The sequence below is a fragment of the Streptococcus mitis genome (genome assembly GCF_946188375.1).
GTDB lineage: Bacteria > Bacillota > Bacilli > Lactobacillales > Streptococcaceae > Streptococcus > Streptococcus mitis_CX.
Genome location: NZ_CAMHUS010000001.1, coordinates 23,083 through 38,002 on the forward strand (window position 1 = coordinate 23,083; position 14,920 = coordinate 38,002).

Below are 14,920 nucleotides of genomic sequence, written 5' to 3' on the forward strand. Positions count from 1 at the left end.
TTGATAAAATAGTAAGGAAAGTTAGACTGTATTGCCTACTGTCTATCTATAAAATATATTTTATTGGAGGCTTTTACTCAAATGGCAAAAGAAAAATACGATCGTAGTAAACCACACGTTAACATTGGTACTATCGGACACGTTGACCACGGTAAAACTACTTTGACAGCAGCTATCACAACTGTTTTGGCACGTCGCTTGCCTTCAGCTGTTAACCAACCTAAAGACTATGCGTCTATCGATGCTGCTCCAGAAGAACGCGAACGCGGTATCACAATCAACACTGCGCACGTTGAGTACGAAACTGAAAAACGTCACTACGCTCACATCGACGCTCCAGGACACGCGGACTACGTTAAAAACATGATCACTGGTGCCGCTCAAATGGACGGAGCTATCCTTGTAGTAGCTTCAACTGACGGACCAATGCCACAAACTCGTGAGCACATCCTTCTTTCACGTCAGGTTGGTGTTAAACACCTTATCGTCTTCATGAACAAAGTTGACTTGGTTGACGACGAAGAATTGCTTGAATTGGTTGAAATGGAAATCCGTGACCTATTGTCAGAATACGACTTCCCAGGTGACGATCTTCCAGTTATCCAAGGTTCAGCTCTTAAAGCCCTTGAAGGTGACACTAAATACGAAGATATCGTTATGGAATTGATGAACACAGTTGATGAGTACATCCCAGAACCAGAACGTGACACTGACAAACCATTGCTTCTTCCAGTCGAAGACGTATTCTCAATCACTGGTCGTGGTACAGTTGCTTCAGGACGTATCGACCGTGGTATCGTTAAAGTCAACGACGAAATCGAAATCGTTGGTATCAAAGAAGAAACTCAAAAAGCAGTTGTTACTGGTGTTGAAATGTTCCGTAAACAACTTGACGAAGGTCTTGCCGGAGATAACGTAGGTGTCCTTCTTCGTGGTGTTCAACGTGATGAAATCGAACGTGGACAAGTTATTGCTAAACCAGGTTCAATCAACCCACACACTAAATTCAAAGGTGAAGTTTACATCCTTACTAAAGAAGAAGGTGGACGTCACACTCCATTCTTCAACAACTACCGTCCACAATTCTACTTCCGTACTACTGACGTTACAGGTTCAATCGAACTTCCAGCAGGTACTGAAATGGTAATGCCTGGTGATAACGTGACAATCGACGTTGAGTTGATCCACCCAATCGCCGTAGAACAAGGTACTACATTCTCTATCCGTGAGGGTGGACGTACTGTTGGTTCAGGTATGGTTACAGAAATCGAAGCTTAATTCGATTTAGTTCCCAGAAGAACAATTATTTAAGTCAGACACTAAAAGAATCTTGCTATGCAAGGTTCTTTTTTTCTGATATTGAACTAAAATTGAAGAATTGTACACAAAAAAGCTCTATACACTTGATGGGCATAGAGCAAACGGAGCTTTATCTGATATAGAGTTCTTGGTTTTTCAAGACAATTTCACGTACGCTTGCAAACTTTTTGAGTTTTTTGATTTCTTCTGGATGAGTGACGAGAGTGATAACATAGCCTTCTTTACCCATGCGACCTGTACGGCCAGCACGGTGAGTGTAGGTTTCAATATCTCTAGGAACATCAAAGTTTACGACACATTCTAGGCTATCGATATCAATTCCACGTGCCAGAAGGTCTGTTGCAAGAAGTAGGGTTAGTTGCTTGTCTTTAAACTTTTCTAAGATGACTTTTCTAAATTTGACATTGACATCACTAGCGAGGGAAACAGCCAGGATATCCCGATATTGTAGTTTTTCTTCTGCACTTCCAAGGTCTGATAGGCTGTTAAAGAAGACTAGACCACGGAAATCCTCTACATGAGCCAGTTTTCGTAGCATATCCACTCGGTGACGTTGCTCTACCTGCATGTAGAAGTGCTGGATGTTGTCCAGTTTTTGATCAGAGAGATTAATGGTACGTGTGTTAGGCGCAATCTTCTTTTGGTCAAACTTGGTTGTCGCACTCATATAGACAAGTTGGTGGTCACGAGGTGCGTAGTGAGTGATTTTCTCGACAAAGTGAATCTGAGAATCATCTAGCAATTGGTCGAATTCATCTAGAATGATGGTTTCCACATTCATCATCTTGATTTTTTTCAATTTAATGAGTTCAAAGATACGGCCAGGAGTTCCAATGAGAATTTCTGGTCCCTTTTTAAGGCGTTCAATCTGGCGTTTCTGACTTGAGCCTGATAGGAAGAGCTGAGCAGTCAAGCTGATAGCTTCAGCCCACGTTTTACATACGTCAAAAATCTGTCCAGCAAGCTCTGTATTTGGTGCTAGAATCAAGAGTTGTTGGGCTTTTTTCTTTTGTAGTCTGAGAAGACTTGGTAGGAGGTAAGCTAGGGTCTTACCAGTTCCTGTTGGACTCACTCCTAGGAGGTTTTCTCCAGCAAGGATAGGATCAAAAAGTTGGGTTTGAATGGGTGTGAATTCTTGGAATCCTAGTTGGTCACTCAGTTCTTGCCATTCAGTAGGTAGTTTGGTTTTCATTTTTCTGCCTCGAATCTAATGCCAGCAGTCTGGCGCATAGTATATAGTAGCTCATGAACTGAACTTGCATCTTCCAGCCAAGTTTGGTAGAGATTCAGATCTGGTTGCTGGATCATGTGTGCAAATGCAGCGACTTCATCAGTCATCGTATGAGGAGCCTGTTGGATAGGGAGTTGGACTTGATTGCCTTGATGGTCGGTAAAAATAGCCGAGCTGACATGTTCGATGGTGTTGAGCGTCAGGGTTCCATCTGTCGTATAAATCTCGCAAGGGAGATTGGAAGTGATGTTTTTCCCGGCCTTGATATGAACTTGAAAGTCAGGATAGAAGAGAATTCCGTCTCCATTTAGGTCAATGCTATTGACAAGCTGTTGCCCTTGATAGGTTGCATCCTGAGCTTTTCCAAAGAGACGAACGGCAGCGTAGAGAGGATAAATCCCCAAATCCATAAGCGCTCCACCAGCAAAACGATCTGAAAAGACATTTGGTGTCTGTCCAGCCAACAAGTTAGGCATTTTGGAAGAATACTTGGCATAGTTGAAATCTGCTCCCAAAATTTGTTTGTCTGCTAAAAAGTTTTTGATGATAGTGAAAGCTTTTTCATGGTAGTTCCGTGCCGCTTCGAATATAAAACAGTGATTTTTCTCAGCGGTATGTTTCAAATCTAGCCATTCTTGTGGCTGAGTGACGGCTGGCTTTTCAAGAATGACATGTTTACCTGCAGACAATGTAGCTTTTGCCTGAGCAAAATGCAAGGAGTTTGGGCTAGCAATATAGACCACATCAAAGGAGTTCTTGAAGAAGTCCTCTACTTTATCAAAGAGTTGGATATTCTGGTAGCGAGAAGCAAAGGTTGCTGCAGTTTCTAGTTTTCTAGAATAGACTGCGACCAGCTTGTATTCTCCACTGGAATGGGCTGCTTCTATGAAGTGGTGGCTGATAGCCCCTGTTCCAATGACACCTAATTTAAGCATAGTTACTCCTTTTCCGATTTCAAATCCTTCTTTCATTATAACATAGATAGGCGGGACTATCCAACAGAGGGTAAAAAATTTCAAATAAGCTACTAGGCCTTTTTCAAAGAAAGTGGTACAATAATGAGATGAGTAAATGAAATGGGAGGGAAAATGAGGTTATTACCTATAAGAAAAATATCACGTCAGTCTAAGAGGCTAGCGCTTTTTTTGACTTTTTGTGCAGGTTATGTAGATGCCTATACTTTTATTGTGCGAGGGAATACTCTTGTAGCTGGACAAACTGGGAATGTAGTCTTTTTATCAGTGGGACTCATTCAACACAATGTGTCAGATGCCAGTGCCAAAGTAATGACCTTACTAGCTTTTATGATGGGAGTCTTTTTACTAACGATTTATAAGGAAAAATTGAGAATTGTGAAAAAGCCAATTCTGTCACTGATTCCTTTGGCAATCTTATCAATTATTATTGGTTTTGTGCCGCAAACTGTAGATAATATCTATCTAGTACCGCCTTTGGCCTTTTGTATGGGCCTGGTGACAACTGCTTTTGGAGAAGTGTCAGGTATAGCTTATAATAACGCGTTTATGACAGGGAATATTAAACGGACCATGCTGGCTTTTGGAGATTATTTTCGGACCAAGCACACTCCTTTTTTACGTGAAGGGATTATCTTTGTTAGCCTGCTTAGTAGTTTTGTCCTTGGCGTTGTCTTTTCAGCTTATTTGACGATTTTCTATCATGAAAAGACCATTCTTGGTGTTCCTATTATGATGAGCATTTTTTACCTCAGCATGCTTTTTGCCTCGTGGCGGAAAAAAGTAAAAGAAAAAGCTTCATTTTAGGTGTTATTACTTGTAAGAAAATAGGAGATATGCTATACTTGAAGAGTTGACTATGCACGTTCCTGTGCAACCGCACGAACATCGTTGCTTGATTATTCAAGTTTAAGTGGTTTGTCCCACGATGCTAGGCGAGTCTTCACAAAAAAATCGGGGAAACCCATAAAAATCATAGGAGGTGCATAATGAGCACATACGCAATTATCAAAACTGGCGGAAAACAAGTTAAAGTTGAAGTTGGTCAAGCAGTTTACGTTGAAAAATTGAACGTTGAAGCTGGTCAAGAAGTTACTTTTAACGAAGTTGTTCTTGTTGGTGGTGAAAACACTGTTGTCGGAACTCCACTTGTTGCTGGAGCTACTGTAGTTGGAACTGTTGAAAAACAAGGAAAACAAAAGAAAGTTGTTACTTACAAGTACAAACCTAAAAAAGGTAGCCACCGTAAACAAGGTCACCGTCAACCATATACAAAAGTTGTCATCAACGCAATTAACGCTTAATTTTAAGGAGAACACATGATACAAGCAGTCTTTGAGAGAGCCGAAGATGGCGAGCTGAGGAGTGCGGAAATTACTGGACACGCCGAGAGTGGCGAATACGGCTTAGATGTCGTGTGTGCATCGGTTTCTACGCTTGCCATTAACTTTATCAATTCAATTGAGAAATTTGCAGGCTATGAACCAATCCTAGAATTAAACGAAGATGAAGGTGGCTATCTGATGGTTGAAATTCCAAAAGATCTTCCTTCACACCAGAGAGAAATGACCCAGTTATTCTTTGAATCATTTTTCTTAGGTATGGCAAACTTATCGGAGAACTCTTCTGAGTTCGTCCAAACCAGAGTTATCACAGAAAACTAACACGGAGGAAAACATTATGTTAAAAATGACTCTTAACAACTTGCAACTTTTCGCCCACAAAAAAGGTGGAGGTTCTACATCAAACGGACGTGATTCACAAGCGAAACGTCTTGGAGCTAAAGCAGCTGACGGACAAACTGTAACAGGTGGATCAATCCTTTACCGTCAACGTGGTACACACATCTACCCAGGTGTAAACGTTGGACGTGGTGGAGACGATACTTTGTTCGCTAAAGTTGAGGGCGTAGTACGCTTTGAACGTAAAGGACGCGATAAAAAACAAGTTTCTGTTTACCCAATCGCTAAATAAAAAGGTCCAGTGAACCTTTTTATCCCGAGCCTTGAAATATAAAGGCGAGGAAGCTAGAAGTAGCATAAACTAAGGCTTTCCGAGTTTTCGGAGAGCCTGTTTTTTTGTTTTGGTACCCATTTTGGTACCCATATTATGAGAATTGTATTTGCATCATATTATAAACGGTAAATCAACAAGATTTGCTGTTTTTGTTTGAAATATAATTTAGACTGAAAAAGACATTATTCTAATTCTTGGATTGGGACGTTAGAGTCTTTATTGAGGCTTGAAAATTTCCTGACTTTTTTCCTTTTTGGAAAACTTCTAAAATATGGTATAATGAAAAGATAAAGAAGTTGGGGGTAGAAGATGAACATTCAACAATTACGCTATGTTGTTGCCATTGCTAATAGTGGTACTTTCCGTGAAGCTGCTGAAAAGATGTATGTGAGCCAGCCGAGTCTGTCTATTTCTGTTCGTGATTTGGAAAAAGAATTGGGCTTTAAGATTTTCCGTCGGACCAGCTCAGGGACTTTCTTGACCCGTCGTGGGATGGAATTTTATGAAAAAGCGCAAGAATTGGTCAAGGGATTTGATATTTTTCAAAATCAGTATGCTAATCCTGAAGATGAAAAAGATGAATTTTCCATTGCTAGCCAGCACTATGACTTCTTGCCACCAACCATTACGGCATTTTCAGAGCGTTATCCTGATTATAAGAACTTCCGTATTTTTGAATCAACTACTGTTCAAATCTTAGACGAAGTAGCGCAAGGGCATAGTGAGATTGGCATTATCTACCTCAACAATCAAAATAAAAAGGGGATCATGCAACGGGTTGAAAAGCTAGGGCTGGAGGTCATTGAATTGATTCCCTTCCATACCCACATTTATCTCCGTGAGGGGCATCCTTTAGCCCAGAAAGAGGAATTGGTCATGGAGGATTTAGCTGATCTACCAACGGTTCGTTTCACTCAAGAGAAAGACGAGTACCTTTATTATTCAGAGAACTTTGTTGATACCAGCGCTAGCTCGCAGATGTTCAACGTGACAGACCGTGCTACCTTGAATGGTATTTTGGAGCGGACGGATGCTTATGCGACTGGTTCTGGATTTTTAGATAGTGATAGTGTTAATGGCATTACAGTTATTCGTCTCAAGGATAACCTAGATAATCGCATGGTCTATGTTAAACGTGAAGAAGTGGAGCTTAGTCAAGCTGGGAATCTTTTCGTAGAAGTCATGCAAGAATATTTTAATCAGAAGAGGAAATCATGAAAAAAAGAGGAATAGTGGTAGTCATTGTACTACTTTTGATTGGGCTTGATCAGTTGGTAAAATCCTATATCGTCCAGCAGATTCCACTGGGTGAAGTGCGCTCTTGGATTCCCAATTTCGTTAGCTTGACCTACCTGCAAAATCGAGGGGCTGCCTTTTCGATGCTACAAGACCAGCAGTGGTTATTTGCTATCATTACACTTGTCGTTATGGTAGGTGCCATTTGGTATCTACATAAGCACATGGAGGACTCACTCTGGATGGTCTTGGGTTTGACCTTGATTATCGCAGGTGGTCTTGGGAACTTTATTGACAGGATAAGTCAGGGCTTTGTTGTGGATATGTTCCACCTTGACTTTATCAATTTTGCAATTTTCAATGTGGCAGATAGTTATCTGACTGTTGGAGTGATTATTTTATTGATTGCAATGCTAAAAGAGGAAATAAATGGAAATTAAAATTGAAACTGGTGGCCTGCGCTTAGATAAGGCTTTGTCAGATTTGACAGAATTATCACGCAGTCTCGCGAATGAACAAATCAAATCAGGCCAGGTCTTGGTCAATGGCCAAGTCAAGAAAGCTAAATACACAGTTCAAGAGGGCGATGTCGTCACTTACCATGTGCCAGAACCAGAGGTTCTAGAGTATGTGGCTGAGAATCTTCCGCTAGATATCATCTACCAAGATGAGGATGTGGCCGTCGTTAACAAGCCTCAGGGAATGGTTGTGCATCCTAGTGCTGGTCATACTAGTGGAACTTTGGTCAATGCCCTCATGTATCATATTAAGGACTTGTCGGGTATCAATGGGGTTCTACGCCCAGGAATTGTTCATCGTATTGATAAGGATACGTCTGGCCTTCTCATGATTGCTAAAAACGATGAGGCGCATCTAGCACTTGCCCAAGAACTCAAGGATAAAAAGTCTCTCCGCAAATATTGGGCTATTGTTCATGGAAATCTGCCTAATGATCGTGGTGTGATTGAAGCTCCGATTGGCCGTAGTGAAAAAGACCGTAAGAAACAGGCTGTGACTGCTAAAGGGAAGCCTGCAGTGACCCGTTTCCACGTCTTAGAACGTTTTGGTGATTACAGCTTGGTAGAGTTGCAGCTAGAGACAGGACGCACTCATCAAATCCGTGTTCACATGGCTTATATTGGCCATCCAGTCGCTGGTGATGAGGTCTATGGTCCTCGCAAGACTTTGAAAGGACATGGACAATTTCTCCATGCCAAGACTCTAGGCTTTACCCATCCGAGAACAGGTGAGACCATGGAATTTACAGCAGATATCCCAGAGATTTTTAAGGAAACATTGGAGAGATTGAGAAAGTAAGAATGAAAAAGAAATTAACTAGTTTAGTACTTGCAGGCGCTTTTTTAGGTTTGTCATGGTATGGAAATGTTCAAGCTCAAGAAAGTTCAGGAAATAAAATCCACTTTATCAATGTTCAAGAAGGTGGCAGTGATGCGATCATTCTTGAAAGTAATGGGCATTTTGCCATGATTGATACAGGAGAAGATTATGATTTTCCTGATGGTAGTGATTCTCGTTATCCATGGAGGGAAGGAATTGAGACGTCATATAAGCATGTTTTAACAGATCGCGTTTCGCGACATTTAAAGGAATTGGGTGTCCAAAAACTTGATTTTATTTTGGTGACCCATACCCACAGTGATCATATTGGAAATGTTGATGAATTGTTGCGTTCTTATCCAGTTGGCCGCATTTACATGAAAAAATACTCTGATAGTCGGATTACAACACCAACTCATCTGTGGGATAATCTGTACGGTTATGATAAGGTGTTACAGACTGCCTCTGAAAAAGGTGTTTCAGTTATTCAAAACATCGCACAAGGAGATGCTCATTTTCAGTTTGGGGACATGGATATTCAACTCTATAACTACGAGAATGAAACCGATTCGTCAGGTGAATTAAAGAAAATTTGGGACGATAATTCCAATTCCTTAATTAGTGTAGTGAAAGTCAATGGCAAGAAAATTTACCTTGGGGGAGATTTGGATAATGCTCATGGAGCAGAAGACAAGTATGGTCCTCTCATTGGAAAAGTTGATTTGATGAAGTTTAATCATCACTATGATACCAATAAATCAAATACCAAGGATTTCATTAAAAATTTGAGTCCGAGTTTGATTGTTCAAACTTCAGATAGTCTACCTTGGAAAAATGGTGTTGATAGTGAGTATGTCAATTGGCTCAAAGAACGAGGAATTGAGAGAATTAACGCAGCCAGCAAAGACTATGATGCGACAGTTTTTGATATTCGACAAGATGGTTTTGTCAATATTTCAACTTCCTACAAGCCGATTCCAAGTTTTCAAGCTGGTTGGCATAAGAGTGCATATGGGAATTGGTGGTATCAAGCACCTGATTCTACAGGAGAATATGCAGTAGGTTGGAATGAAATCAAGGGTGAATGGTATTACTTCAACCAAACGGGTATCTTGTTACAGAATCAATGGAAAAAATGGAACAATCGTTGGTTCTATTTGACAGACTCTGGTGTCTCTGCTAAAAATTGGAAGAAAATCAATGGAAGCTGGTATTATTTCAACAAAGAAAATCAGATGGAGATTGGTTGGCTTAATACTGGAGGACAGACCTATTATCTATCAAATGATGGGGATATGGTAACCGGATGGCGTAAGATTGATAGTCAATGGTATTACTTTGCCCAATCAGGAGAAATGAAAACGGGCTGGGTAAAAGATAAAGAAACCTGGTACTATATGGATTCTACTGGTACCATGAAGACAGGCGAGATAGAAGTTTCTGGTCATCATTACTATCTAGAAGAATCAGGAGCTATGAAGCAAGGCTGGCTTAAAAAGGCAAATGATTGGTATTTCTACAAGACAGATGGTTCACGAGCTATAGGTTGGATTAAAGACAAGGATAAATGGTACTTCTTGAAAGAAAATGGTCAATTACTTGTGAATGGTAAGACACCAGAAGGCTATACTGTTGATTCAAGTGGTGCCTGGTTAGTGGATGTTCCGGTAGAGAAATCTGCTACAACTAGAGATACAAGTAACTCAGAAATAAAAGAATCCAATGAAGTAGTGAAAAAAGATCTTGAAAATAAAGAAACGAGTCAACATGAAGGTGTAACAAGTTCTTCGACCAGTCAAGATTTGACTTCCTCTCAAGATTTGACTTCCTCAACTTCACAAAGCTCTGAAACGAGTGCAAACAAATCGGAATCAGAACAGTAGTCAAAAAGAAGGTTTTAGGGCCTTCTTTTTCCTATCAACTCTTTTCTATTTCCTGCCATTCATGTTATAATGGATAAATATGAAGAATCGGAGTGAGACTATGAAATACAAACGGATTGTCTTTAAGGTGGGGACTTCTTCTCTAACGAATGAGGATGGAAGTTTATCACGTAGTAAGGTAAAGGCTATTACCCAGCAGTTGGCGATGTTGCACGAGGCTGGTCATGAATTGATTTTGGTGTCGTCAGGTGCCATTGCGGCTGGTTTTGGAGCCTTAGGATTTAAAAAGCGTCCGACAAAGATTGCTGATAAACAGGCTTCAGCAGCGGTAGGACAAGGACTTTTGTTGGAAGAATACACGACCAATCTTCTCTTGCGCCAAATCGTTTCTGCACAAATCTTGCTGACCCAGGACGACTTTGTGGATAAGCGCCGTTATAAAAATGCCCATCAGGCTTTGTCTGTTCTACTTAGCCGTGGGGCAATTCCTATCATCAATGAGAATGACAGTGTCGTCATTGATGAGCTCAAGGTCGGGGACAATGACACTCTGAGTGCCCAGGTGGCGGCCATGGTTCAAGCAGACCTTTTGGTTCTCTTGACAGATGTGGACGGTCTCTATACTGGAAATCCTAATTCAGATCCAAGAGCCGAACGCTTGGAGCGAATCGAGACCATCAATCGTGAGATTATTGATATGGCTGGTGGAGCTGGCTCGTCAAATGGAACTGGGGGCATGCTAACAAAAATCAAAGCTGCTACTATTGCGACAGAGTCAGGGGTTCCTGTTTATATTTGCTCATCCTTGAAGGCAGATGCCATGATAGAGGCAGCTGAGGAGACCAAGGATGGTTCCTACTTTGTTGCTCAAGAGAAGGGACTTCGTACCCAGAAACAATGGCTGGCCTTTTATGCTCAGAGTCAAGGTTCTATTTGGGTTGATAAAGGGGCTGCAGAAGCTCTCTCTCAACATGGAAAGAGTCTTCTTTTATCTGGTGTTGTTGATGCAGAAGGTGCCTTTTCTTACGGTGATATCGTGACAGTATTTGACAAGGAAAGTGGAAAATCACTTGGAAAAGGGCGTGTGCAATTTGGAGCATCTGCTTTGGAGGATATGTTGCGTTCTCAAAAAGCCAAGGGTGTCTTGATTCACCGTGATGACTGGATTTCCATTACTCCTGAAATCCAACTACTCTTTACAGAATTTTAGAGGTAAACTATGGTAAGTACACAAGAACAATTTGAACAGGTACAGGCTGTTAAAAAATCGATCAACACAGCTAGTGAAGAAGTGAAAAACCAAGCCTTGCTAGCCATGGCTAATCACTTAGTGGCTGCTACTGAGGAAATTTTAGCGGCCAATGCCCTAGATATGGAAGCGGCCAAGGGGAAAATCTCAGATGTTATGTTGGATCGTCTTTATTTGGATGCAGGACGTATTGAAGCAATGGCAAGAGGGATTCGTGAAGTGGTTGCTTTACCAGATCCAATCGGTGAAGTTTTAGAAACGAGTCAGCTTGAAAATGGCTTGCTTATTACCAAGAAACGGGTGGCTATGGGGGTCATCGGTATTATCTATGAAAGCCGTCCAAATGTGACGTCTGACGCGGCTGTTTTGGCTCTCAAGAGTGGAAATGCAGTTGTTCTTCGTAGTGGGAAGGATGCCTACCAAACAGCTCATGCAATTGTCATAGCCTTGAAGAAGGGCTTGGAGACAACGACCATTCATCCAGATGTGATTCAACTGGTGGAAGATACTAGCCGTGAAAGTAGCTATGCTATGATGAAGGCCAAGGGTTATCTAGACCTTCTCATTCCTCGTGGAGGGGCTGGTTTGATTAATGCCGTGGTTGAAAATGCTATCGTACCTGTTATCGAGACAGGGACTGGGATTGTCCATGTTTATGTGGACAAGGATGCAGATGAGGACAAGGCACTGTCTATCATCAACAATGCTAAAACTAGTCGTCCTTCTGTCTGCAATGCCATGGAGGTTCTGCTGGTTCATGAAGACAAGGCAGCAAGCTTCCTTCCTCGCTTGGAGCAAGTGCTGGTTGCAGATCGAAAAGAAGCTGGATTGGAACCAATTCAATTCCGACTTGATAGGAAAGCAAGTCAGTTTGTTTCAGGTCAAGCAGCTGAAGCACAAGACTTTGATACCGAGTTTTTAGACTATGTATTAGCTGTTAAGGTTGTGAGCAGTTTAGAAGAAGCGGTTGAGCATATTGAAGCCCACAGTACCCATCATTCGGATGCCATTGTGACGGAAAATGCTGAAGCAGCAGCTTACTTTACAGATCAAGTGGACTCTGCAGCGGTTTATGTCAATGCCTCAACTCGTTTCACAGATGGTGGCCAATTTGGTCTTGGTTGTGAAATGGGGATTTCTACTCAGAAATTGCACGCGCGTGGTCCAATGGGCTTGAAGGAGTTGACTAGCTACAAGTATGTGGTTACTGGTGACGGACAGATAAGGGAGTAAGAGATGAAGATTGGATTTATCGGTTTGGGGAATATGGGTGCTAGTTTGGCCAAGGCTGTTTTGCAGGCCAAGACGGGTGCTCAGATTCTCCTTGCCAATCGTAGTCAAGCCAAGGTAGATGCTTTCATTGCAGACTTTGGTGGTCAGGCTTCCAGCAATGAAGAAATTTTTGCAGAAGCAGATGTGATTTTTCTAGGAGTTAAGCCTGCTCAGTTTTCTGAACTGCTTTCTCAATACCATACTATCCTTGAAAAACGAGCAAGTCTTCTTTTGATCTCCATGGCAGCTGGATTGACCTTGGAAAAACTGGCTAGTCTTCTTCCAAGTCAGCACCGAATTATTCGTATGATGCCCAATACCCCTGCTTCTATCGGGCAAGGAGTGATTAGTTATGCCTTGTCTTCTAATTGCAGTACTGCGGACAGTGATCTCTTTTGTCAGCTTTTAGCTAAGGCTGGTCTCTTGGTTGAACTTAGGGAAGGCTTAATAGATGCGGCGACAGGTCTTGCAGGTTGTGGACCGGCCTTTGTCTATCTCTTTATTGAAGCCTTGGCAGATGCAGGTGTTCAGACAGGATTACCACGAGAAATAGCATTGAAAATGGCAGCACAAACTGTGGTAGGAGCTGGTCAATTGGTCCTAGAAAGCCAAGAGCATCCTGGGGTCTTGAAAGACCAAGTTTGTAGCCCAGGCGGTTCGACTATCGCTGGTGTAGCAAGCCTAGAAGCGCATGCTTTTCGAGGAACAGTCATGGATGCAGTTGGTCAAGCCTACAAACGAACACAAGAATTAGGTAAATAAGAGGTGGATTTGTCTGCCTCTTTTATGGTGGTTGAAATGAGAAGACAAAAAGATTGTCACAAACCCACATTTTTTTGATAGAATAGAAGTAGTAAAAAAGAAATGAGTTAGACATGTCAAAAGGATTTTTAGTCTCTCTTGAGGGACCAGAGGGAGCAGGAAAGACCAGTGTTTTAGAGGCTCTGCTTCCAATTTTAGAGGAAAAAGGGGTAGTGGTGCTGAGGACCCGTGAACCTGGCGGAGTCTTGATTGGGGAGAAGATTCGTGAAGTAATTTTGAATCCAAGTCATACTCAGATGGATGCGAAGACAGAGCTCCTTCTCTATATCGCCAGTCGCAGACAGCACTTGGTGGAAAAAGTTCTCCCAGCACTTGAAGCTGGCAAGTTAGTCATTATGGATCGTTTTATCGATAGTTCTGTTGCCTATCAGGGATTTGGTCGTGGCTTGGACATTGAAGCCATTGACTGGCTTAACCAGTTTGCGACAGATGGCCTCAAACCCGATTTGACACTCTATTTTGACATAGAGGTGGAAGAAGGGCTGGCTCGTATTGCTGCTAATAGTGACCGCGAGGTCAATCGTTTGGACTTAGAAGGGTTGGACTTGCACAAAAAAGTTCGTCAAGGTTACCTTTCTCTTCTGGACAAAGAAGGAAGTCGTATTGTTAAGATTGATGCTAGTTTTCCTTTGGAGCAGGTTGTGGAAACTACCAAGGCTGTCTTGTTTGATAGAATGGGATTAGTTAAATGAAACAAGATCAACTAAAGGCCTGGCAGCCAGATCAGTTTGACCGCTTTGTCCGTATCCTACAACAAGACCAGCTCAATCATGCCTACCTCTTTTCAGGTTTCTTTGGAAGCCTGGAAATGGCGCAATTTTTAGCTAAGAGCCTCTTTTGTACGGATAAAGTAGGCGTGTTGCCATGTGAAAACTGCCGAAATTGTAAGCTGATTGAACAGGGAGAATTTCCCGATGTCACTTTGATTAAGCCAGTCAATCAGGTCATCAAGACAGAACGGATTCGAGAATTGGTGGGCCAGTTTTCCCAAGCAGGGATTGAAAGTCAGCAACAGGTCTTTATTATCGAGCAAGCTGAGAAAATGCATCCTAATGCAGCCAATTCTCTGCTCAAGGTCATCGAAGAACCCCAGAGTGAGGTTTATATTTTCTTCTTGACTAGTGATGAGGAAAAGATGTTGCCGACCATCCGTAGTCGGACTCAGATTTTCCACTTTAAAAAGCAAGAAGAAAAGCTCATCCATCAATTAGAACAAGCAGGTCTGGTTAAGAAAAAAGCGACTCTTTTAGCCCAGTTTAGTCAATCGCGAGCTGAAGCGGAAAAGTTGGCTAATCAGGCAAGTTTTTGGACCTTAGTCGATGAAAGTGAACGCCTGCTGATTTGGTTAGTGGCTAAGAAAAAAGAAAGTTATTTGCAGGTTGCTAAATTAGCGAACTTGGCAGATGACAAGGAAAAACAAGATCAGGTTTTACGGATTCTTGAAGTCCTCTGTGGGCAGGACCTCCTGCAAGCAAGAGTAAGAGTGATTCTACAAGATTTGCTAGAAGCTAGAAAAATGTGGCAAGCTAATGTCAGCTTTCAAAATGCCATGGAATATCTGGTCTTGAAAGAAATATGA

General features: G+C 41.8%; 16 protein-coding genes, 1 pseudogene and 1 other annotated feature. Of the genes and pseudogenes, 14 read left to right on the forward strand and 3 right to left on the reverse strand.

The genetic code is table 11. The annotated features are described in order from the left end of the window. Positions 1–81 precede the first annotated feature (81 nt). Positions 82–1,278, forward strand: coding sequence for an elongation factor Tu (gene tuf, locus N8M16_RS00115; RefSeq protein WP_001040721.1), 1,197 nt, complete (start codon positions 82–84; stop codon positions 1,276–1,278). 151 nt (positions 1,279–1,429) lie between these two features. On the opposite strand, the gene N8M16_RS00120 is transcribed toward tuf, so the two are convergent. Then, positions 1,430–2,512 carry a DEAD/DEAH box helicase gene (locus N8M16_RS00120; RefSeq protein ID WP_078238327.1) on the reverse strand — a complete coding sequence of 361 codons (1,083 nt, stop codon included), beginning with the start codon at positions 2,510–2,512 and terminating at the stop codon, positions 1,430–1,432. After that, positions 2,509–3,486 carry a Gfo/Idh/MocA family protein gene (locus N8M16_RS00125; protein ID WP_261069409.1) on the reverse strand — a complete coding sequence of 326 codons (978 nt, stop codon included), beginning with the start codon at positions 3,484–3,486 and terminating at the stop codon, positions 2,509–2,511. The genes N8M16_RS00120 and N8M16_RS00125 overlap by 4 nt, the downstream gene beginning before the upstream one ends. Positions 3,487–3,627: 141 nt before the next feature. Between N8M16_RS00125 and N8M16_RS00130 the strand changes: the two genes are divergently transcribed. The 4 genes from N8M16_RS00130 (at position 3,628) to rpmA (ending at position 5,499) form a co-directional block, all read left to right on the forward strand. Beyond that, a complete protein-coding gene (locus N8M16_RS00130; protein WP_078238329.1) occupies positions 3,628–4,332 on the forward strand; it encodes a YoaK family protein in 705 nt (234 codons plus the stop codon). Positions 4,333–4,390: 58 nt separating this feature from the next. Next, positions 4,391–4,478, forward strand: a sequence feature (ribosomal protein L21 leader region). A gap of 36 nt (positions 4,479–4,514) precedes the next feature. After that, the gene (gene rplU, locus N8M16_RS00135) at positions 4,515–4,829 is read left to right on the forward strand and encodes a 50S ribosomal protein L21 (RefSeq protein ID WP_000109141.1); all 315 of its coding nucleotides are present in this window, start codon (positions 4,515–4,517) and stop codon (positions 4,827–4,829) included. A gap of 15 nt (positions 4,830–4,844) precedes the next feature. After that, complete coding sequence (locus tag N8M16_RS00140) at positions 4,845–5,189, forward strand: ribosomal-processing cysteine protease Prp (RefSeq protein ID WP_000613699.1); 345 nt, start codon at positions 4,845–4,847, stop codon at positions 5,187–5,189. A 16-nt stretch (positions 5,190–5,205) separates the two neighbouring features. Beyond that, positions 5,206–5,499, forward strand: coding sequence for a 50S ribosomal protein L27 (gene rpmA, locus N8M16_RS00145; protein WP_000916509.1), 294 nt, complete (start codon positions 5,206–5,208; stop codon positions 5,497–5,499). A gap of 284 nt (positions 5,500–5,783) precedes the next feature. Here the strand turns inward: rpmA and N8M16_RS00150 are convergent. Continuing rightward, a pseudogene (locus N8M16_RS00150) lies at positions 5,784–5,858 on the reverse strand (AraC family transcriptional regulator); the annotation flags it as partial. Here N8M16_RS00150 and N8M16_RS00155 point away from each other — a divergent pair. The 9 genes from N8M16_RS00155 to N8M16_RS00195 all read left to right on the forward strand — a co-directional run bounded on the left by N8M16_RS00155 (position 5,851) and on the right by N8M16_RS00195 (position 14,920). Beyond that, positions 5,851–6,759, forward strand: coding sequence for a LysR family transcriptional regulator (locus N8M16_RS00155; protein ID WP_261069410.1), 909 nt, complete (start codon positions 5,851–5,853; stop codon positions 6,757–6,759). The pseudogene N8M16_RS00150 and the gene N8M16_RS00155 sit on opposite strands and share 8 nt — an antisense overlap. Next, positions 6,756–7,217 carry a signal peptidase II gene (gene lspA, locus N8M16_RS00160; RefSeq protein WP_247939839.1) on the forward strand — a complete coding sequence of 154 codons (462 nt, stop codon included), beginning with the start codon at positions 6,756–6,758 and terminating at the stop codon, positions 7,215–7,217. Before N8M16_RS00155 ends, lspA begins: the two co-directional genes overlap by 4 nt. Beyond that, on the forward strand, positions 7,207–8,094 hold the full coding sequence (locus N8M16_RS00165) for an RluA family pseudouridine synthase (RefSeq protein ID WP_049501743.1): 888 nt from the start codon (positions 7,207–7,209) through the stop codon (positions 8,092–8,094). Before lspA ends, N8M16_RS00165 begins: the two co-directional genes overlap by 11 nt. Before the next feature lie 2 nt (positions 8,095–8,096). After that, positions 8,097–9,998: an MBL fold metallo-hydrolase gene (locus N8M16_RS00170; RefSeq protein ID WP_261069411.1), complete on the forward strand. Its 1,902-nt coding sequence runs from the start codon at positions 8,097–8,099 to the stop codon at positions 9,996–9,998. 100 nt (positions 9,999–10,098) lie between these two features. Then, positions 10,099–11,208, forward strand: coding sequence for a glutamate 5-kinase (gene proB, locus N8M16_RS00175; RefSeq protein ID WP_261069412.1), 1,110 nt, complete (start codon positions 10,099–10,101; stop codon positions 11,206–11,208). A gap of 9 nt (positions 11,209–11,217) precedes the next feature. Then, positions 11,218–12,480: a glutamate-5-semialdehyde dehydrogenase gene (locus tag N8M16_RS00180; RefSeq protein WP_261069413.1), complete on the forward strand. Its 1,263-nt coding sequence runs from the start codon at positions 11,218–11,220 to the stop codon at positions 12,478–12,480. Positions 12,481–12,483: 3 nt separating this feature from the next. Beyond that, on the forward strand, positions 12,484–13,281 hold the full coding sequence (gene proC / locus N8M16_RS00185) for a pyrroline-5-carboxylate reductase (protein ID WP_261069414.1): 798 nt from the start codon (positions 12,484–12,486) through the stop codon (positions 13,279–13,281). 113 nt (positions 13,282–13,394) lie between these two features. Next, positions 13,395–14,033: a dTMP kinase gene (tmk, locus tag N8M16_RS00190; protein ID WP_000033391.1), complete on the forward strand. Its 639-nt coding sequence runs from the start codon at positions 13,395–13,397 to the stop codon at positions 14,031–14,033. Next, positions 14,030–14,920 carry a DNA polymerase III subunit delta' gene (locus N8M16_RS00195; protein WP_261069415.1) on the forward strand — a complete coding sequence of 297 codons (891 nt, stop codon included), beginning with the start codon at positions 14,030–14,032 and terminating at the stop codon, positions 14,918–14,920. Before tmk ends, N8M16_RS00195 begins: the two co-directional genes overlap by 4 nt.